A 19,222-nucleotide genomic window follows, 5' to 3' on the forward strand; every position below is an offset into this window, starting at 1 on the left:
CCCTGATCGATTGGTGCGGCGGCGCATCGCGCCGCTGATGGATCGTTGTCCGCAAACTTAAGGTCCGCGCATTCCCAGTCAATCTGTAGGTAATGCGAAAGATTTGTTCCCTCAGGGCAAAGACGAGCCTGTTGCGATCCGCGGTCGTCCGATCGCCGTCGCCTTGACCGTGGCCTCCACGAACTGCCGGCGCCCGCCTGTCTCCGGCGCGCTGGTCCGCTCCGTGAGTGTCACGCGCGACGCCTCGGCGCCGGCCTTCTCGGCCCGGCGCAGCGCTTCGCGCCTTGCCACTTCCCGCGCATGGCCCATGGCTTCCTGCTCGCTGCGAAAGCGCACCGGTTCGCCGACCCCGCCCACAAGAAAGCAGTCTTCCTCCGGCATGGACACCACCATCTCCGCCTCGACCTCGACCTGTCCGACGACCGCGCCAACCGCGTTGGCGACGTCGGCGTGCTCGGGAACGATCAGCCTTGCGCCCAGCATTGGCGCGACCGCGGGATAGTGAACGCCGGCCGACGCCCCGATCGCGATGATCGGACGATCAAGGGCGATCGAGAACCGGGCGATACCGGCCGGCCCTGTGAGTGCGCGTTCCACGAGCGGAGACGTCATCGCGTTGATGGGCAATGGCGCTCCCCGGTGGTCCGGTCCCCCGTCGCTCAATGCCGCGTCGAGAACGACCCGGGCCGATTGCAAGGCAAGCCGCGCCGCTACCATTCGAGAGAACGCTTCCGCCGACGCTGCAATCGGGTTCCCCGCGCCTGTGCGACGCCGGGCCATCAGCCGGGCCGCCAGGTCGGCGGCCTCCCCATTCCACTGCCCTTGGTGCCCGAGCACATGCATGGCATCGGAAGGGGTAAAGGCGACGATCTGCGCCATGCCCCGCTGGACGAGCCGCTCCAGCGTCGCGCGCTGGGCCATGGATGAAAGGACGGTCTCCAGCGGCGCGGGCGCGGGGCCCAGACGGGCGAGCAGTGCCTGCTCCTTGTCGCCAAGGTCCGTGCTGCGCGTCGCCCCGGTGCCGCTCAGCATGGCGAACCGGCCGTCGAGTCGCCCCGGTGTCTCCTGGCGCAGTTGCCGCGCCAATGTGTCGAGGATGATGGAATGGTGCGCGTGCCCGGCAAGCGAAATGGGCACGCAGCGCCGTGGGCCGAGCGATATCTCGGGTGTGAGCGCCGACACGTCGATATGCACTTCGGAATCGCCGCCCAGCCCGTGCGTGCGCATCGCCACCGCTTCGACCATGGTGCGGTGGCCGCCGACGACGGCACCCTCGTCGTCGAGCCTCGGTCGGCCGTTCTGAAGGATGGCGACGTCCGTCGTCGTTCCACCGATGTCCGAGACGATCGCCGCATCGAGGCCGGTCAGGTGCCGGGCGCCGACCAGGCTGGCCGCTGGCCCGGAAAGGATCGTCTCGATCGGCCGCAGGCGCGCTTCCGATGCCGATATCAGTGCCCCGTCGCCCCGCACCACCATCAGCGGCGCCGTGATCTCGCGGGCCGCCAGAAACGTTCTCGTCGCGTTCAGGAGCCGGTCGATCATCGTGATCAGGCCCGCATTGAGGACCGTCGTCAGCGCGCGACGCGGCCCGCCGAGCCGCGCGGACAATTCGTGGCTGCAGGTTGTCGGCAACCCCGTGCGCGCCTGGACAAGGTCGCGCACGGCGATCTCGTGCGCCGGATTCCTGACGGAGAAATAGCCGGCGATGGCGACCGCGTCGCAGCGCCGCTTCAAATCTTCCACCGCGTCGTCGAGCGGAGTAAGGTCGATGGGCCTTTCCTGGCCGTGGACGTCATGGCCGCCGGACAGAAGAACAAGCGGTCCCTCGCCGAGCGCCTTGTCGACCCCACCGCGCGCCAGATCGGCTTGGGACATTCCGATGGCGATGAGGCCGACCCGGCCGGCCTGTCCTTCCACCAGGGCATTGGTGGCCAGCGTGGTCGAGAGAGAAACGAGGGCGATCGCCTCCGGCCTGACTCCGGCAGACGCGAGGACGCTGTCTGCGGCCATCGAAAGGCCGACCGAAAGATCATGCCGTGTGGTCAGCGCCTTGGCTTTTGCCAGCACCCCGCAGCGTGTGCCATGCAGCACGGCGTCGGTGTAAGTGCCGCCCGTATCAAGCCCGAGGGATATGGGTTCGCCCGCTTCAGGGCCAGGGAACGTCGTGTCGTGCATCCTGTCGGACCGGAAGATTGCCTCCCCTCGTGGTAGCGACTTTGGCGCTCTGCGCAAGGCCCTGCTGACGCTACGGCAAGGGTGATGCGCTCATCCGACTGTTTTCGCACTTGCCCTCAGCCGCCGCCTGCCCCATTCTGGCGGCCATTCGAGGGGCATCCAACCAAAAGAGCTTTGAATTTGAACGGGAATCCAGATGATGGCCGCGTGCGTATCCGCTGATCGGGATATGCTCGAAACCATCAATGAACTGCAATCGCCTTATGATGTGTTGCGCTACCTGCGGCAGCGCACCCGTGCTGTTGAGTTCACCCATTTCACTGTCCTGAAGGTCCCGCCGCTCGGCATGGGGCGGATTGCCGAGATTTCGCTGCTGTCCAGCTGGCCGGCCGAGCTGTTCCAGGCCTATGATGCGGCCGAATTGGGTCTGGCGAGCCCCGTCCTCAGGCGGTTGGCGCGCTCGGCGCTCTTTTTTCAGTTCGACCACACAACGATCAACAGCAATCGCGAGGATGGGCGCCAGGACGAGGCCGTTGCCCTGTTCACACGGTATGGAATGGAGCGAGGCGCCTATTTCCCTGTCCATGACCCGGCGTTCGGCTCGGGAGCCATCGGGTTCAGTGGCAACAGGGATGCGCTGTCCGCCAGCGAGATGGCGTCGCTGCAAATCCTTTCCATCCATGTCTTTGATCGGCTGGTTCAGTTGCAGGCAGCGGCGGCAGGCGACCGCCCGAAGCTCAGCGTGCGCGAGCGCGAATGCCTGTTGTGGACCGCCGAAGGAAAAACCAGCTTCGAGATCGGCAAGATCATCGGCATCTCCGAGCATACGGTGAATTACTATCTGACCACGGCCTCGGGAAAGCTCAATTCGACCAACCGCGTCCAGGCCGTCGCGGTGGCGCTTCGCAGCGGCCTTTTGGGCTGACATGATCCCCAGCGTTCTCCGCCTCCCGATTTGAAGAGCGTCGCGAAAATCACTATCTTGACGACACTGAACGCGCGATTCGCAGATCCCGCGAAGCGATGCGGACAACTCGCTTGCCGAACGTCCGGATTGCCGCGCCTCCCACCAGGAAAGTTTTCCGCCCGATGAGCGACACGCCAGCCAACGAGCCCATGCCGCAACCCGCCTCCAATGATGATTACGGAGCCGAATCGATCAAGGTCCTCAAGGGCCTCGATGCGGTCCGCAAGCGGCCGGGCATGTATATCGGCGACACCGACGATGGTTCGGGCCTGCACCATATGGTCTACGAGGTGGTCGACAACGCCATCGACGAGGCGCTTGCCGGCCATGCCGACATCGTCACCGTCACGCTCAATCCCGATGGCTCCGTCACGGTGACCGACAACGGCCGCGGAATCCCCACCGATATTCACGCGGGAGAGGGCGTCTCGGCGGCCGAGGTCATCATGACCCAGCTGCACGCAGGTGGGAAGTTCGACCAGAACTCCTACAAGGTCTCTGGCGGCCTGCACGGCGTCGGCGTTTCGGTGGTCAACGCCCTGTCCGTCTCGCTGAAGATGAAGATCGCCCGCAACGGCAAGTGGCACGAGATGAGCTTCACCCATGGTGTCGCCGACGCGCCGCTGGCCGTGACCGGCGATGCTGGCGACCACACCGGCACCGAGATCACCTTCCTGCCCTCGGGCGATACCTTCACCATGACCGAGTTCGATTTCGGCACGCTGGAGCATCGGCTGCGCGAACTGGCGTTCCTCAATTCAGGCGTCCACATCCTCCTGACCGACAAGCGCCACGCCGACGTCAAGCAGGTCGAGATGCAGTATGAGGGCGGCCTTGAGGCGTTCGTCAAATATCTCGACCGCGCCAAGAAATCTCTGGTGCCGGCGCCGATCTCTATGAGCGGCGAGAAGGACGGCATCACCGTAGAGGTCGCGATGTGGTGGAACGACAGCTACCACGAGAACGTGCTGGCCTTCACCAACAACATTCCCCAGCGCGACGGCGGCACGCACATGGCAGGCTTTCGCGGCGCGCTGACGCGCCAGATCGTGTCCTACGCCGACACCTCCGGCCTGACGAAGAAGGAAAAGGTCTCGCTGACTGGCGACGATTGCCGCGAGGGTCTGACCGCCGTGCTGTCGGTCAAGGTGCCCGATCCGAAATTCTCGTCCCAGACCAAGGACAAGCTCGTCTCCTCGGAGGTCCGCCCCGTCGTCGAAAGCCTGGTCAACGAAGGGCTCAACCAGTGGCTGGAAGAGCACCCGGCAGAGGCCAGGATCCTCGTCGGCAAGGTTGTCGAAGCCGCTTCGGCCCGTGAGGCGGCGCGCAAGGCGCGCGAGCTGACGCGGCGCAAGGGTGCGCTGGACATCACCTCGCTGCCTGGCAAGCTCGCCGATTGCCAGGAGCGCGATCCTGCAAAGTCCGAAGTCTTCATCGTCGAGGGCGACTCCGCTGGCGGCTCGGCAAAGAGCGGGCGCTCGCGCCAGAACCAGGCGATCCTGCCGCTCCGGGGCAAGATCCTCAACGTCGAGCGTGCCCGCTTCGACCGCATGATCTCGTCCGATCAGGTCGGTACGCTGATCACCGCGCTGGGGGCGGGGATCGGCAAGGACGAGTTCAACCCGGACAAGCTGCGCTACCACAAGATCATCATCATGACGGACGCCGACGTCGACGGCGCCCACATCCGCACGCTGCTGCTCACCTTCTTCTTCCGCCAGATGCCGGAACTGATCGAGCGCGGCCACATCTACATCGCCCAGCCGCCGCTCTATAAGGTGACGCGCGGCAAGTCCTCGCAGTACCTCAAGGACGAGAAGGCGATGGAGGACTATCTGATCGGGATGGGTCTGGAGGATGCCTCGCTGGAACTCGCCAACGGCGAGGTGCGCACGGGCAACGATCTGCGCGCCGTCATCACAGATGCCCTGCGCATGCGTTCCCTCATCGACGGCATCCATTCGCGCTACGATCGTTCCGTCGTGGAACAGGCCGCCATCGCCGGCGCGCTCAATCCCGAGTTGACGGCCGACCCTGCTCGGGCCGAGGCGACCGCCGACGAAATCGCCCGGCGCCTCGACATGATCTCGGAAGACACCGAACGCGGCTGGACGGGCACCGTCACCACGGACGGTGGGATCAGGGTTGAGCGCACCGTGCGCGGCGTCAAGGAGTCGCATCTGATCGACCCTGCGCTCATCGGTTCGGCCGATGCGCGCCATATCGATCAGATGACGCCGCGAATGAAGGAAATCTACGGCGCAACGCCGGCCTTGCGCCGCAAGGACGACGCAACGCCGATGACCGGCCCCCGCCTGCTGCTCGACACCATCTTCGCCATCGGCCGCAAGGGTCTTTCCATTCAGCGCTACAAGGGTCTTGGCGAGATGAACGCCGAGCAGTTGTGGGAAACGACCCTCGACCCCAATGTCCGCTCTTTGCTGCAGGTGAAGGTCACCGATGCCGTGGACGCGGACGGCCTTTTCACGCGATTGATGGGCGATGAGGTCGAGCCGCGCCGCGAATTCATCCAGGATAATGCGCTGACCGTCGCCAACCTCGATATCTGAGCGGCTATTCGCATCGCGGCTTGACGATTCACCTGCGCAGGAAGGAACTTGCGCCGGGGCATTCCGTTGTTGGGACGATTCCCGCGGGCCGCTGAGGTCACGCGAAAGCTCAATCGGAGTATGTCATGCCAGAGAGACTGGATCCTCAAGAAGCGCGCCAGGGCAGCAGGGGGGTTCCCGTGCTCAAGGTGCTCATCGTCGCGCTCGTGCTGGCACTTCTCGCCTGGGCAGGTGCCGCGCTTTTCGGCGAGACGAGCGATCCCGAACAGCCGACGGGCGAGAACACCATCCAGGAGGATGCGACCGACGAGCCGGCGACCGGCGCCGCGCCGACAGTGGATTGATCTGCTCCCGGCGGCGCACGAGCGCCGCCGCTATTCGTTTCGCGTTTGTCCCGTCTTGGGTTAGAATGGCCTTCTTCGCTTCACGATAGAGGGCAACGCAATGACCCTGTTCGATGACCGTGAGCGGGCCTTTGAGCTCAAATATGTACACGACCTCGAGATCGAGTTTCGCGCGGCCTTGCTGCGCACGCGGCTGCTGGCGGAATGGGCCGCGCGCCAGATGGGCTTGCCCAGCGAGGAAACCGAAGTTTATATCCATGACAAGGTGTTGGGTCTGTTGAATCGTCTCGGCGACACGCAGCTTCTCGACCGTCTCCGTGCCGATCTTGAGGCGCACGGGATCGCGGTCGACGAAAAGGCGATGCGTCAGGCGATGGATCGCTTCGCCGATGAGGCCATAGTGCGGCTCGGAGCCCATCCCGCGGAGGAGCAGAGGATGGCGGCCGGCCGGCACTGAATGACATGGGGGCGGCCAGTATGAAAAATATCCTCGTTCCGATACCGGAAGCGCATCCGGTCGACACTGTGCTCGACGGTGCCGTGGCGCTGGGCCGGATGTTCGACAGTTGCATTGAAGGCATCGCGCTGGCGCCTGATCTTTCGCGCACCATCGCCGCCGAATTCCCGATCGATCCCCACTATATCGACCCGGACAATCGCCGCCAGCTCGTTGCCGATGCGCGCAATGCCTTCGAGCGCTACATGCAGCAGGCCGCGATCGGCCGCTATGGCGATACCGGAATCGGTTATGAATGGAACGTGCGCGAACTCGGCGAGGACAGCCGAATCGCGAGCTACGCTCGGCTGTTCGATCTCGTCGCGCTTGCCCGTCCCGCACAAAGCCGCGACGGCCCGCGCATCGCCACCGTCGAGACGGTGCTCTTCGAAAGCGGACGGCCGGTGCTTCTGGTGCCGCCGGTCAAGGCCGAGAGCATAGGCAGCCGCGTGGTGATCGCCTGGAACGGAAGCCCTGAAACAGCCCGCACCATCGCTTTCGCGATGCCGATCCTCCTCAAGGCCGAAAGGGTGGTCGTTCTGGCGCTCGAAGGCTGGGAGGTCGATGGCCCCAGCGCGTCGGATCAGGTGCGCCTGCTTGCCCGCCATGGCATGAAGGTCGAACTCGCCACCCGGCCCGCCGCACAGGCGCCAGGCGAGGCGATCCTGCGCTACGCCAAGGAGATGGACGCCGATCTCATCGTCAAGGGGGCCTATACCCAAAGCCGCCTGCGTCAGATGATCTTCGGCGGCGCGACGAGCTTCCTGCTCTCACACACCGATGTGCCGATGCTGATCGCTCACTGATCGGCGCCGACCGCCCGGGCGAGAAGCATTTCGACATCCTCGGGCAGTTCGTCGCCGGCGAAAGCGACGAAGGCGTCCGGGCGAACCAGCACCAGCCGCGAGGCATATCGATCGCGGCCGTCCTCAAGATCGTCCTCGACGACGGTCAATGGCACGCCGGCCTTCTGCGCTGCGCCGGCAAGCCGGGCCGCTTCTTCGCCTGCACCAAAGGCGAGCAGGGTGAAGCCTGGCCCGAAAGCATCGAAAACATTGCGCCCGTCGGAGAGCGGCATCGGCGCCAGGTGGTGACCGGCACGCGCGACGAAACTGTGCTCGCCCTTGGCGCTTGGCTGACCTGGCGCCGATCCGATGACGATGGGCGATCCGCGGTAGTTCGGTTCGAACGCCTGGACTTCTGACGTCGCCCCTGTGCCACGCTCTGCCCATTCCGTTTCGAAGGCCGCGCGATCGCGCTCGGGATCGAAGCGCTCCAGAAAATCCCTGTCCGCCTCGATCGCCTTTTCGATGAAATCGCGGGCCGTCGAGGCGAAGACCGGTCGGCGCTCCGCGTCATAGCTGTCGAGCAGTCCTGCGCCGCCCCATCCCTGCAGCCGTGCTGCCAGCTTCCAGCCGAGATTGCGCGCATCCTCGAAGCCGGTGTTGATCCCGTAGCCGCCATAGGGCGGATGCGAATGCGCCGCATCGCCGGCAATGAAGATGCGCCCTTGCCTATACGTGTCGGCAATGGTCACACGCAGGTCCCAGAAGCCGATATGCTCGAACGCGACGTCGAATTCGGCGCCGACGGCCTTGTGCAGATAGCCGGTGAAATCGAAATTCTCGGCGGTCGTGTCGGCCGGCACCGGCGCGTGGAAAAACCAGGTGTTTCCGAGATCCACCCGCCCGAAGAACTGCCAGTAGCCTTTGAGATCGGGATGCAGCACGTTGTAGAACGACTTGCCCGGAAACCGTTTCAGCAATTCGTGCAATCCCGTCGAGCGGAAGACCAGCAGGACCATCAGCTTGTCGTGGTCGGAGCGGGTCAGTGGGATCGCGGCCTGTTCACGCACGACCGAGCGGCTGCCGTCGCATCCCACGAGATAGCGGCCCTCGATAACCTGTGATGCACCGCCCTTTCGCGGCACGATCGTCAGCGTCACGCCGTCCCCGTCCTGATGCGCCGCTTCCGCGCTGTATCCGTAAAGCGTCGTCACGCTGCCCAGGGAGGCCACGCGTTCGCGCAACACGGCCTCGGTGGCATATTGCGGCAAACGTTCATTGTCGGTGTAGTAGTAGGGCCGCACCAGTTGGCGCTTGAGCCAGTCATAGTGATGGCCGCTCAACAGCGTGCCATAGGCCGTCAGACCTCCAATCCCGTATTCAGGCGGTATCGTCCGGGCCGCGCGCAGTTCCTGCTCCGCGCCCCAGGCATGAAAATGCTCCATCGTGCGCTGCGTGAGGTTCTGTCCCTTGGGGATCGGTTGAGGCTGTTCGTAGCGTTCGACCACGGTCACCGGGATGCCACGCTGACCGAGTTCGATCGCCAACCCCATGCCCACTGGCCCGCCGCCGGCAATGATGACGTCGGTGCGGTCGGCTGGCTTGTCTGTCATTCTGTCCCTGTTCGATAAGTGTGCCGCTGGACGGCTTTTTCTTCATGTTTTGCAAGCGGTCCGCCTGATCGTCAGCCCCCTTGATGGTCAGCCCCCTTGATGGTCAGCCCCTTGATGGTCAGCCCCTTGATGGTCAGACTGTGCCGGCCTCCAGATAGACGTGCTTGGTTTCCAGGAAATCGTTCAGTCCTTCGATCCCGTGCAGGCGGCCAAGGCCGGAGTGGCGATAGCCACCGGTCTCCCCCTCGGCGAAAAGCCGGGTATGACAGTTGAGCCAGACCGTTCCAGCCCGGATGGCCCGCGACAGCCGCATTGACCGGTTGAGGTCGCGAGTAAAAAGGCTTGCCGCAAGGCCATAGCGGGTGGCGTTTGCCTTCGCCACCGCCTCGGCCTCGTCGGCGAAGGTCTCGACGGAGACGATCGGGCCGAAAAGCTCTTCCTGTACGAGTGGCGAGCGGACGTCGTCGATGGCGAACAGGGTCGGTGTCAGGAAAGCGCCATCGGTCAGTGACCCGCCCGGCCGGGTGCCTTTCAGCAGCATCGTTCCTTCGTCGCTTGCCTGTTCGATGAGGCGCGCAACACGGTCCCGGTTGTCGGTGTCGATCAGCGATCCCATCTGGCTCTCCGGATCGGCTCCGGGACCGGTACGAACCGCTGCATAAGAGGCTTTCATCCGTGCGATGAAGTCGGCCGCGCAGGCTTCGTGGACGAGGAACCTGGCGGCCGCCACACACATCTGGCCAGCCATGACGAGCGAACCGCCGGTCAGCTCGCGCACGGCCTGGTCCATGTCGGCATCGGGAAAGACGATGGAAGGGGCCTTGCCACCGAGCTCGAGCGAAAGCCGCTTCAATGTCGGCGCCGCGCCCGCCATGATGCGCTTGCCGGTCGCGCTCGACCCGGTGAAGCTGATCACGTCCACCGCGTTAGAGGCGACAAGCGCCTCGCCCACCTCTGAGCCCAGTTCGTTGACCGAATTGATCACGCCCTTTGGCAGCGAAGGGCAGTCGGCGATGCACCGCATCACCACTTCGTGGATGAGCGGCGTTTGCGGCGCCGGTTTGATGACCACGGTGCACCCAGCCGCGATAGCCGGTGCAAGCGAGCGCACGAGCAGTGTCACCGGTGCGTTCCACGGCACGATCACGGCTGCCACGCCGGCCGGCTCGCGGTGCAGCAGGGAGAAGTTGCCGGGTGCGGTTTCCTGCGTGCGCCCAAGCACGGTGCGCGCCAGGCCCGCGTAGTAGCGCGCCTCGGAAATCGCGCCCATCATCTCGCCGGCGGCCTCGCGCCGCAGCTTTCCGTTCTCCGCGACGATGAGATCGGTCAACTCCGCGCGCGCCGCCTCGAGCCGGTCGGCCAGCTCGAAAAGGACACTGGCACGCAACCGCGGCGCGGCGGCCCAGGACGTCGTATCGAAGGTTTCGCGTGCCACGGCCGCGGCCTGGTCGGCGAGCGCTGCCGAGCCGGCCCGGTATTGCCCGAGCACCTTGCCGGTGGCGGGGTCGAGACTGTCCTTTGTCTCACCTTCGTCGATCCAGTCGCCGTTGATGTAGTGGCGCGCGGCCATCATCGCCTCCTGTCAGAGATTGAGACCGAGCAAGTTGACCGCGTTGTCCTGGTAGAGCTTGCGCCGGAGGTCCTGCGAGACATCGAGCCTGTCGAGGATGTTGATCGTCTCGCGGATATACATCGGCCCACCTTCCGGATCGAACGGTGCGTCCGAGGCGAACAGCACGCGGTCCTCGCCGAAAAACTCGATGGCGTGCTCGATGGCCTTGCGCGATCCGAAGCTCGCCGTGTCGGCATAGAACTCCTTGAAATATTCGAGATGCGGGCGCTTCAGCGCCTTGCGCACGGCGGCAAGGTCGCGGTCTGTCGTGCGCTTGCCCATCTGGTCCCAGCCGGGGCCGACGCGGCCTTCGAAGAAGGGTACCATGCCGCCTGCGTGGTGGGTGATGACCTTCAGGCCGGGATATTTGTCGAAAAGCTGCGAGAAGACCATGCGCGCCATCGCTGCGGATGTCTCGTAAGGCCAGCCGAACGTCCACCAGATCTCGTATTCCGAACGCTCTTCGTTTTTGTAGTCGGAAAAGGCTTCGCCGCGCGCCGGATGCAGCCAGACGGGTTTGCCGGCTTTCGCCATATACTCGAAGAACGGCTCGTATTCTGGAAGATCGACCGGATTGCCGGCGATGTTGGTGAAGATCTGCATGCCGACCGCGCCGAGATCCTCGACCGCGCGCCGGCATTCCTCGACCAGCGTGTCCGGATTGGTCATCGGCGCCGTTCCGATGAAACCGGGGAAGCGATCAGGATACTTCTGGCAGAGTTCTGCCATGGCATCGGAGCCGATACGGCTCAGCTCCTGCGCCTTTTCCGGTCCGGCAAGCTTTTCGAGGGGCGGCGAGGCGAGGGAGAGGATCTGAACGTAATCCTCGCCGAACATGTCCATGACCTCAAAGCGCCGGTCGAGATCGGTCATCATCGGCACCGCGCCGGAGCGCTTGGTGATGTCCGTCATCTCGCCGATATGGTCGATCAGCGCATCGAAAAACGGTTTCGGCCAGATATGATTGAAAACATCAACTTTTTTCATGCCGGGCATATCCTCCTCGTTTCCGAAAGAATGGAGGTCGCCCGGATGAAAGTCAACTTTGATCTCACAAAGTGAGATTATTGTGCAGCGCTTCTAGATCGATGTTGCACAAGCCGCGCGCTGATCTCGCTCGCTGCGTGGCGGACCTCGGCGCTGATCGTGTCGATCGCCTGCTGATCAACCCCGCCGGCCGCGATCGTGATGCACAGGCTGGCGATCGGGCTCTGCCCGGAATCGAAAACGGGCGACGCGATGCCGACCACGTCCTGCGTGACCTCGCCCTTCGCCACCGCCACGCCGGCCCGTTTCACCTTCTTCAAGGCGACCTGAATTTCCTCGACCGTTTGGCCGAGGCCGATCGCTTTCAATTCGTCGAAATTGTCTTCGAGGATCGGCAGAAGCCGGCGGCGCGGGAGGAAAGCGATGATCGAGCGGGCAATCGCGCCGCGCAGAAGCGGCATCGGCCGTCCCCGTGCGTAACTGCTTTGCGGCGTGCCGACGGACGAGCGGGAATCGACGCAAAGAATCTTGTTGCCGTACCAGCGGACCAGAAGCGCCGTACAGGGATACTCGCCGCTGAGGCTGTTGAGATAGGGTTCGGCTGCCAGAACGAGCGGGTCGGACTTGCGCAGGAGGTAGTCCATCTCGACGACCTTCGGCCCCAGCGTGAAGCCGGCATTCGGCATTGAGGTCAGGAGACCCGCATCCTTCAGCGTCTTCAAATAGCGGTAGAGCGTCGGCCGGCTGTAACCAAGTTCGTCCATCAGTTCTTCGGGCGTCCACTCCAGCCGATCCTCGGTGAATACCTGCAGGACCGCCAGAACGCGCTCGAGACTGTTGGTCGCTTTCATGATGAAGCCGCTTTTTCTTCGTTCCCTCTTGCTCGATAGAGTTCAAAAGCCATCAAGGCAAGCCCGGCCGCGACGCCGACGAGGTCGGTCACGCCCGCGCCGGGAAATGCCCCGGCCGGAATCAGCGCCAGAAGCCCCGCGATGATGAAGAGACCGCGCATCGCCGGCGAGAGTCTGGCCACGAAATAACCGGCCAGCGCGGCCGATATCAACCAGACGCCGATCCCCGCCGTCACAACCGCCACCGCGATCTCGACCGGCTGACCGATCATGATCAGTGTCGGCGAGAAGACGAACAGGAACGGGATGACGAAAGCCGACCAGCCGAACTTGACCGCGGCGAAGCCGGTCGCCATGGCCGAAGCGCGCGCGATGCTGGCTGCGGCGAAGGCGGCGATCGCGATCGGCGGCGTGATCATCGACATCATGCCGAAATAGAGAATGTAGAGATGCGCCGCCATCGGCTCGATGCCGACTTCGATCAGCGCCGGCGCGACCAGGGCAGCCAGAAGCACATAGACGCCAAGCGTCGGAAGGCCCATGCCGAGCACGATGCACACGAGCGCCGAAAGGACCAGCAGAACCACCTGGCTGCCGCCGCCGATCTGCACCAGCACATAGGTGAGGTTGAAGCTCAGGCCGGTGACGTTGAGAACGCCGATGACGATGCCGGCAGCTGCCGAGATCAGGAGGATCTCGACGACCGCCTTGCCCGTGCCGGGAATGGTCTGCAGCAGCGCCTTGATGCCCGGTCGCACCGCTTCGTAACCGAAGACCAGCGACGTCGCGATCACCGTCAGGGAGGCTGCGAGCGCTGCCCGCTCCGGTTGCCAGCCGAGCGTGAAGAGAGCGTAGATCAGCACGACGAATGCGAGAATGAAATGCCATCCTCCGAGCACGATCCGCCGGTCGGGGATCGCTGATTTCGGGACCCGCGCGATGCCGAGCCGCGCCGCATCGAGGTCGGCCTGGATGAAGAGCGCGACATAATAGAGGATCGACGGAACAAGCGCCGCCAGCACCACTTCTGAATAGGGAACCTGCAGGAACTCCGCCATCAGGAAGGCCGCCGCGCCCATCACGGGCGGCATCAGCTGGCCGCCGGTCGAGGCGACTGCCTCGATCGCGCCGGCCTTGTGCGCGGGATAGCCGTCGCGTTTGATCATCGGAATGGTGACGACGCCGGTGGCGACGACGTTTGCGACCGCCGATCCCGAGATCGAGCCGAACAGGCCCGACGCGACGACGGCGATTTTCATCGAGCCGCCGCGGAAGCGCCCCATGCCGAGCAGAGCGCCGTCGGTGAAGAATTTCGAGCCGCCGGTTGCCGCCAGAAGGTTGCCGAAAAGGATGAAGGCGACGACGATCGTCGCGGCGGTCGCCATCGGCAGGCCGAGAATGCCGTTGGAATCGAAGGCCATGTAGCCCGAGAGCATCTTCCAGTCCTGGGCGCGCCCGGCCAGCCGGCCCGGAAACATGTCGCCGAAGAGCCCATAGAGCAGGAAAACGGCGATGATGATGACGAGCGCCCATCCGGTCGCCCGCCGCACCGCTTCCAGCAGGAGCGCGACGATGATGACGCCCGGCACGTAGGCGGACGGTGGCATCGCGAAGATGAGGTTGACGACCGATGGATAGTTGTAGGTGACGTAGGCGGCGGCGAGGAAAGAGACGAGCGCGGCGAGGCAGTCGTACCACGGGACGGTGAGGCGCTCGGTGTTCTGCCGCGCCGGCAGCATGAGAAAGGCGATGGGCAGCGTGAAGGCGAGGATCGCCGCCAGCATCTGTTGCGGATAGAACGACATGCCGAAGGTGCGCGGCAGGTTGATCGACCAGCCGATTGCAATCACGGTGAGGCACACCGCTAGCACTTCGACAATGGGGCGCCAGATGGTGGCGGGAAGCCCGGATCCGGGCTTCCCTTCAGACGGTGCGGACATTTATGCGATCACTCGTTCAGCAGGCCGGCTTCCTCGAAGAAGCGCAGCGCACCGGGGTGGAATTCCGAAACCCCGATGTCGCCGGCCAGGTCGTCCGGGTTGAACGCGTTGAACGGCGCGAACGTCGCTGCCATCTCGTCCTTGCCTTCGTAAAGGACCTTTGTCATTTCGTAGACCACGTCGTCAGGCACGCCTGCATGGGTGAAGATGACCTGCGGGTAGGCAAAGAAGGTCGAGGTTTCGGTCACGCCCGGCGCGTTGGGGCCGGGCTCCATGGTGGCGAAGAAGCCGACCGGCCAATGCTCGCGGATGGTTGCCAGGTTTTCCTCGTTTTCCTCGATCGGCAGCGCGCGCAGCCCGCCGACGGCCGCGTCGGCCTCGCGGACCTTGCCGGCGCCATGCGCAAAAATGAAGCCGACCGCATCGCCGGCAATGAACGCATCCGCCCCGGCAACGACGCTGGCCACCTCGACGGGCTCCATGTCGTCGCGCGTCAGCCCGGCCGTGGCATACATCGCGTCGAGCTGCGGCAGGATGGTGTTCTGCGCCGTATAGCCGTCGACCATCGGCTGTCCTTCAAGGTCCGCGATCGTCTGGATGTCGGAATCGGCGCGCACGAAAATCGCTTCCACGAGCGGCATGATCACGCCGACGATGCGAAGGTCGGGGCTCGCCGCGCCTTCGAACCATTCCCTTCCTTCGAGCGCGTAGTTCACTTCCTGCAGGTTCGCCGCGCCGAACTCGATGCCGCCAGACCCGACGAGCGGAATGTACTGGTTCGGGCTCGTGGCCGGCTGGATGGTCGCGTTGAGGCCAGCCTCGTTCGCCGCGTTGGCGACGGCCGTGCCGATGTTGTGAAAGAGCGATCCGGGATTGGATGTCGCGATGCCGACGGCCTGCGCGAACGCCGGGCCGGTAAAGGCGACGCTGGCCGCCAGGATCAGTGTGGACAGTGCATGCTTCATTCTTTCCTCCTCTGGATGACGCTCGTCTGTCTCCATCATGCGAGCGATCACAAATCCCTTAAAATGAGATTATTGTTCATCTTGCCCTTGCATTGCATCAATTTACAAGCGCATTTTTACGTCAACACGAAAACCTGACCATGACGAGCAGCGTCAATTCTAGCGGCGGCCCTCGCGGCTCACTTTGCTCATCATGCACGACCAGGCGGGAGGAATCGATGGAGGCGCTTGTGGAATCTCAAACACCGACGAGAGCGGGCAACGGAGCCGAGGCGGTGCTGCTCGGCCTCAAGCGCAGTGGCGTCGACTATCTCTTCGCCAATGCCGGGACGGATTTCCCGCCGATCATCGAGGCGATGGCAACGCTTGATGCGACCGAGATCCCCGTGCCGGTCACCATCCCGCACGAAACGGCGGGCGTCGCCATGGCGCATGGCTACTACCTCGTCACCGGCCGGCCGCAAGCGACCATGGTGCACGTCAATGTCGGCCTCGCCAATGCGGCGATGGGGGTGATCAACGCCGCCAGCGACAACATTCCGGTGCTCGTCCTTTCCGGGCGCACCCCCGTCACGGAACACGGTCGGCCGGGCTCACGCGTCACGCCCATCCAGTACGGCCAGGAAATGTACGACCAGGCCTCGATCGTCAGCGACGTCACAAAGTTTCACTACGAGATGCGCTATGGCGAGCAGGGCGAGATGCTTGTCGCCCGCGCCGCGACATTGGCGATGAGCGAGCCGCGCGGCCCGGTCTATCTCAGCCTGCCGCGCGAGCCGCTGATGGAGGAAATCCCCGCTTCGATGGAGCGTCCGGCATCGAGGCAGAGCGCATCGAGCCGGGCCTTCCCCGACCCCGACGCCATCGCCGAGGCGGCTGCCTGGCTGCGGGGCGCGAAAAACCCGTTGATCCTTTGCCAGCGCTCCGACCCTGAGGGCCGCGCCGCCGCCGCGCTGCGCACCCTTGCCGGACGTCATGCCATCGCCGTCGTCGAGCCCTTCAGCATTCGCAACGTCATGCCCTCGGCCGATCCGATGTTTCTCGGCTATCAGGTCAAGGAGCCGCTGGCCGAGGCGGATGTCGTGCTTGTCCTCGACAGCGGTGTGCCATGGATGGAGACGCTGCACCGCCCGGACCCGTCGACGAAGATAATCCATGTCGGTTCGGATCCGCAATTCGCCCGCATGCCGGTGCGTGGCTATCAGTGCGACCTGGCGATCGTCAGTGATCCTGCAGCCGCGCTTGAGGCGCTCGATGCGGCGCTTGGCGACCCGCGTCCCGACGATGCCCGCCGCGCCGTGATTGAACGCCGGTCCGGTGCGCGCCGCCAGACCGCGCGCGAGACGGCCGAAGCCGGCTGTGAAGGGCCGATGTCGGCCGAGTGGATGAGCAAGTGCCTCTCCGACATCATGGACGACAAGGCCGTCCTTTTCGGCGAACTCGGAGTGGTTCCCGGCGCCATGGACATCAAACACGCCAACCGTGTCTTCTCCAATCCGCATTCCGGCGGCCTTGGCTGGGGCATGCCGGCGGCCCTTGGCGCCCAACTCGCCGATCGGGACCGGCTGACGATCGCCTGCATCGGTGACGGCTCCTACATGTTCGCCAATCCGGTCGCCTGCCATCAGATCGCCGAGGCGCTGGAACTGCCGATCCTCACGATCGTCAAGAACAATGGCATCTGGAACGCAGTGCGCCGCTCGGTGGTCAACAGCTATCCGAAGGGCGCGGCTGCGCGCGCCAACGCCATGCCGCTCACCTCGCTTGAGCCCGCGCCCGACTATACGCAGATCGCCGCCGCAAGCCGCGCCCACGTCGAGCGTGTCGAGCATGGCCGCGATCTGCCCGCCGCGCTTCAGCGTGCGCTCAAGGTCATCCGGGAGGAGAGACGTCAGGCGATGCTCGAACTGAGGATCGCGATCTCCGATGCCCATTGATCGCTTGATATGACCCTGCGGATCGGAGATCGGTAGGCGATGGACTATACGCAGATCGCGATCGCCGTTGCCTGCCTGGCCGCCGGAGGCATCCTGAAGGGAGCGACCGGCGCCGGTGCGCCGATCCTTGCCATACCGGCGCTGGCCATGATGTTCGATGTCCAGACCGCGGTCGTCATCATGGTGATGCCGAACTTCCTGCCGAACTTCATGCAGGCCTGGCAATGCCGCAAGGACCGGCTGGCCCATCCCTTCGTGCCGCTGATGGCGGGGTTCGGCGCGCTCGGCATGATCCCTGGAACCTTCATCCTGGCGTCGCTGTCGCGCGAGGCGCTGTCCATCATCATGGCCCTTGCCGTCTTCGCCTACATCGGCTTTCGCTTCTTCCGGCCCGACTGGGTGGTGCCCTATAGCCTCGGTGTCCGCCTAGCCGCGCCGCTCGGCTTTCTCGGCGGCATGCTCCAGGGTGCCTCGGGCCTTTCTGCGCCCGTTTCGCTTTCCTTCCTCAACTCCATGCGGCTTGCCCGCCGCACCTTCATGGCGACGATCTCCGTCTTCTTCTGCACGATAACCCTCATGCAGGTCGTCCTGCTCGCCTGGTATGGGCTGGTAACGCCCATGATGCTGGGGCTCAGTCTCTTGGCCGTGCTGCCGATCCTCGCCTTCATGCCGGTCGGCGCGCTACTCGCTCGCCGGCTTTCGCGCGACACCTTTGACAAGATCATGCTGACGCTTCTGGCAGCCCTCGCGATCAAGCTCCTGATCGAGTCCGTTTCGGCTCTCTAGAAGCGCCGGATAACGATCCGTATCAAATTTTCATCCCACGGGAACGAACGCCTCTACCGCCTGTTTGAAGCTCATCGACAACGCGGGAGAATGATCATGCTGATCAGGGTCGGATTCGAGATTGGATTGAACTGCCCGCAACCGACACCCATGACGACCTACCTGTCGATCCACCCCGACAGGCGCGGAGACATCATCCAGGAGACGGGCCTGGTGGCAAACCGGGAGGTACGTTTCGAGCGCTACCGGGATGTCCACGGAAATGATTGCCGACGCTGTCTCGTGCCGGAGGGCCGCTTCGAGATGCGCTATGACGCGTTGGTGGAGGACACGGGTCTGGTCGACCGCATGGACATCGCTGCCGCCGAGGTTCCGGTCAATGCGCTCCCGGTTGATACCCTCGTCTACCTCTTGCCCAGCCGCTATTGCGAGACCGAGCACCTGTCGGATTTCGCCTGGAAGCGCTTCGGCGACGTCGAGCCCGGTTGGGCGCGTGTCCAGGCGATCTGTGACTATGTCCACGAACGTCTGACATTCAGCTACGGCTATGCCCGCGCAACCCGCACGGCATGCCAGGCGCATGACGAGCGCACCGGCGTTTGCCGCGATTTCGCCCATCTGGCGGTCGCACTCTGTCGCTGCCTCAACATTCCCGCGCGTTACGTCAACGGGTTCATGGGCGACATCGGCGTTCCGGCCGACCCGGCGCCGATGGACTTCAATGCCTGGTTCGAAGCCTTCATCGGCGGTCGGTGGTACACGTTCGATGCGCGGCACAATGCCCGCCGTATTGGGCGCATCGTCGTGGCCAGAGGCCGCGACGCGGCCGATATCCCGCTCTTTCACACCTTCGGTCAGCACCAGTTGGACATGTTCAACGTCTGGACCTACGAGGCCAGTAGCAAGGTTGCTGAGATCGGGCGCGCCACGCACAAGCACTCGTTGATCGAGCCGTGGCACAGCCCTTTCTGGGCCCGACATGCACGAGGCGAGCTTTCTGCCTGATCACGGAAAGTGACAGAATATATCGCTAAAATGGTGCAAAGTTGCGTCACTATGGCGCGACCGAGAAGCCTTCACGCCAATTTCATGCGCTCCGTTCTTGCCGCTTCCGGGCCCCAAACGTATGGTTGCGGCAGGTAAGCGGCCACACGGCCGAACGGTTTCGGGGACGGAGTGAGCGCGGCGTTGCGT

15 protein-coding genes are annotated in these 19,222 nt (G+C 64.2%); 8 read left to right on the forward strand and 7 right to left on the reverse strand.

Going from position 1 to position 19,222, the window contains the following annotated elements; all coding sequences use genetic code 11:
* Positions 1 to 111: 111 nt before the first annotated feature.
* A complete protein-coding gene (locus CN673_RS14895) occupies positions 112 to 2,175 on the reverse strand; it encodes a hydantoinase/oxoprolinase N-terminal domain-containing protein (RefSeq protein ID WP_099867136.1) in 2,064 nt (687 codons plus the stop codon).
* A 229-nt stretch (positions 2,176 to 2,404) separates the two neighbouring features.
* On the opposite strand from CN673_RS14895, the gene CN673_RS14900 reads away from it, so the two are divergent.
* From CN673_RS14900 to CN673_RS14915, 5 genes are all read left to right on the forward strand, one after another.
* Positions 2,405 to 3,100, forward strand: a complete 696-nt coding sequence (locus CN673_RS14900; protein ID WP_198586008.1) for a helix-turn-helix transcriptional regulator — start codon at positions 2,405 to 2,407, stop codon at positions 3,098 to 3,100.
* Positions 3,101 to 3,264: 164 nt separating this feature from the next.
* Complete coding sequence (gyrB, locus tag CN673_RS14905; protein WP_099867138.1) at positions 3,265 to 5,712, forward strand: DNA topoisomerase (ATP-hydrolyzing) subunit B; 2,448 nt, start codon at positions 3,265 to 3,267, stop codon at positions 5,710 to 5,712.
* Positions 5,713 to 5,837: 125 nt separating this feature from the next.
* Positions 5,838 to 6,056, forward strand: a complete 219-nt coding sequence (locus CN673_RS20930) for a hypothetical protein (RefSeq protein WP_157928906.1) — start codon at positions 5,838 to 5,840, stop codon at positions 6,054 to 6,056.
* A 100-nt stretch (positions 6,057 to 6,156) separates the two neighbouring features.
* On the forward strand, positions 6,157 to 6,513 hold the full coding sequence (locus tag CN673_RS14910; protein ID WP_099867139.1) for a DUF1476 domain-containing protein: 357 nt from the start codon (positions 6,157 to 6,159) through the stop codon (positions 6,511 to 6,513).
* A 20-nt stretch (positions 6,514 to 6,533) separates the two neighbouring features.
* The gene (locus tag CN673_RS14915; protein WP_157928907.1) at positions 6,534 to 7,358 is read left to right on the forward strand and encodes a universal stress protein; all 825 of its coding nucleotides are present in this window, start codon (positions 6,534 to 6,536) and stop codon (positions 7,356 to 7,358) included.
* Here CN673_RS14915 and CN673_RS14920 read toward each other — a convergent pair.
* The 6 genes from CN673_RS14920 to CN673_RS14945 form a co-directional block, all read right to left on the reverse strand.
* A complete protein-coding gene (locus tag CN673_RS14920; RefSeq protein WP_099867141.1) occupies positions 7,352 to 8,950 on the reverse strand; it encodes an FAD-dependent monooxygenase in 1,599 nt (532 codons plus the stop codon). The two genes, CN673_RS14915 and CN673_RS14920, sit on opposite strands and share 7 nt — an antisense overlap.
* Positions 8,951 to 9,083: 133 nt before the next feature.
* Positions 9,084 to 10,520 (reverse strand): aldehyde dehydrogenase family protein, encoded by a 1,437-nt coding sequence (locus CN673_RS14925; protein WP_099867218.1) that lies wholly within the window; start codon positions 10,518 to 10,520, stop codon positions 9,084 to 9,086.
* Between the two features lie 12 nt (positions 10,521 to 10,532).
* Positions 10,533 to 11,549, reverse strand: a complete 1,017-nt coding sequence (locus tag CN673_RS14930) for an amidohydrolase family protein (protein WP_099867219.1) — start codon at positions 11,547 to 11,549, stop codon at positions 10,533 to 10,535.
* A gap of 77 nt (positions 11,550 to 11,626) precedes the next feature.
* On the reverse strand, positions 11,627 to 12,400 hold the full coding sequence (locus CN673_RS14935) for an IclR family transcriptional regulator (protein ID WP_099867142.1): 774 nt from the start codon (positions 12,398 to 12,400) through the stop codon (positions 11,627 to 11,629).
* Positions 12,397 to 14,340 (reverse strand): TRAP transporter permease, encoded by a 1,944-nt coding sequence (locus tag CN673_RS14940; protein ID WP_099867143.1) that lies wholly within the window; start codon positions 14,338 to 14,340, stop codon positions 12,397 to 12,399. Before CN673_RS14940 ends, CN673_RS14935 begins: the two co-directional genes overlap by 4 nt.
* Before the next feature lie 8 nt (positions 14,341 to 14,348).
* Positions 14,349 to 15,305 carry a TAXI family TRAP transporter solute-binding subunit gene (locus tag CN673_RS14945; protein WP_099867220.1) on the reverse strand — a complete coding sequence of 319 codons (957 nt, stop codon included), beginning with the start codon at positions 15,303 to 15,305 and terminating at the stop codon, positions 14,349 to 14,351.
* A gap of 230 nt (positions 15,306 to 15,535) precedes the next feature.
* Between CN673_RS14945 and CN673_RS14950 the strand changes: the two genes are divergently transcribed.
* The 3 genes from CN673_RS14950 to CN673_RS14960 all read left to right on the forward strand — a co-directional run bounded on the left by CN673_RS14950 (position 15,536) and on the right by CN673_RS14960 (position 19,033).
* Positions 15,536 to 17,242 carry a thiamine pyrophosphate-requiring protein gene (locus CN673_RS14950; protein ID WP_245409923.1) on the forward strand — a complete coding sequence of 569 codons (1,707 nt, stop codon included), beginning with the start codon at positions 15,536 to 15,538 and terminating at the stop codon, positions 17,240 to 17,242.
* A gap of 39 nt (positions 17,243 to 17,281) precedes the next feature.
* Positions 17,282 to 18,028: a sulfite exporter TauE/SafE family protein gene (locus CN673_RS14955; RefSeq protein ID WP_099867145.1), complete on the forward strand. Its 747-nt coding sequence runs from the start codon at positions 17,282 to 17,284 to the stop codon at positions 18,026 to 18,028.
* Between the two features lie 96 nt (positions 18,029 to 18,124).
* Positions 18,125 to 19,033, forward strand: a complete 909-nt coding sequence (locus CN673_RS14960) for a transglutaminase-like domain-containing protein (protein ID WP_099867221.1) — start codon at positions 18,125 to 18,127, stop codon at positions 19,031 to 19,033.
* The last annotated feature ends 189 nt before the right edge of the window (positions 19,034 to 19,222 follow it).

Source organism: Neopararhizobium haloflavum, from assembly GCF_002750855.1.
Taxonomy (GTDB): domain Bacteria; phylum Pseudomonadota; class Alphaproteobacteria; order Rhizobiales; family Rhizobiaceae; genus Georhizobium; species Georhizobium haloflavum.

What these genes read in the sequence shown, in the direction of transcription:
- CN673_RS14895 (WP_099867136.1), bottom strand. Translation starts at nt 2,175, where the DNA reads ATGCACGACACGACGTTCCCTGGCCCTGAAGCGGGCGAACCCATATCC.
- CN673_RS14900 (WP_198586008.1), top strand. Translation starts at nt 2,405, where the DNA reads ATGCTCGAAACCATCAATGAACTGCAATCGCCTTATGATGTGTTGCGC.
- gyrB (WP_099867138.1), top strand. Translation starts at nt 3,265, where the DNA reads ATGAGCGACACGCCAGCCAACGAGCCCATGCCGCAACCCGCCTCCAAT.
- CN673_RS20930 (WP_157928906.1), top strand. Translation starts at nt 5,838, where the DNA reads ATGCCAGAGAGACTGGATCCTCAAGAAGCGCGCCAGGGCAGCAGGGGG.
- CN673_RS14910 (WP_099867139.1), top strand. Translation starts at nt 6,157, where the DNA reads ATGACCCTGTTCGATGACCGTGAGCGGGCCTTTGAGCTCAAATATGTA.
- CN673_RS14915 (WP_157928907.1), top strand. Translation starts at nt 6,534, where the DNA reads ATGAAAAATATCCTCGTTCCGATACCGGAAGCGCATCCGGTCGACACT.
- CN673_RS14920 (WP_099867141.1), bottom strand. Translation starts at nt 8,950, where the DNA reads ATGACAGACAAGCCAGCCGACCGCACCGACGTCATCATTGCCGGCGGC.
- CN673_RS14925 (WP_099867218.1), bottom strand. Translation starts at nt 10,520, where the DNA reads ATGGCCGCGCGCCACTACATCAACGGCGACTGGATCGACGAAGGTGAG.
- CN673_RS14930 (WP_099867219.1), bottom strand. Translation starts at nt 11,549, where the DNA reads ATGAAAAAAGTTGATGTTTTCAATCATATCTGGCCGAAACCGTTTTTC.
- CN673_RS14935 (WP_099867142.1), bottom strand. Translation starts at nt 12,400, where the DNA reads ATGAAAGCGACCAACAGTCTCGAGCGCGTTCTGGCGGTCCTGCAGGTA.
- CN673_RS14940 (WP_099867143.1), bottom strand. Translation starts at nt 14,340, where the DNA reads ATGTCCGCACCGTCTGAAGGGAAGCCCGGATCCGGGCTTCCCGCCACC.
- CN673_RS14945 (WP_099867220.1), bottom strand. Translation starts at nt 15,305, where the DNA reads ATGAAGCATGCACTGTCCACACTGATCCTGGCGGCCAGCGTCGCCTTT.
- CN673_RS14955 (WP_099867145.1), top strand. Translation starts at nt 17,282, where the DNA reads ATGGACTATACGCAGATCGCGATCGCCGTTGCCTGCCTGGCCGCCGGA.
- CN673_RS14960 (WP_099867221.1), top strand. Translation starts at nt 18,125, where the DNA reads ATGCTGATCAGGGTCGGATTCGAGATTGGATTGAACTGCCCGCAACCG.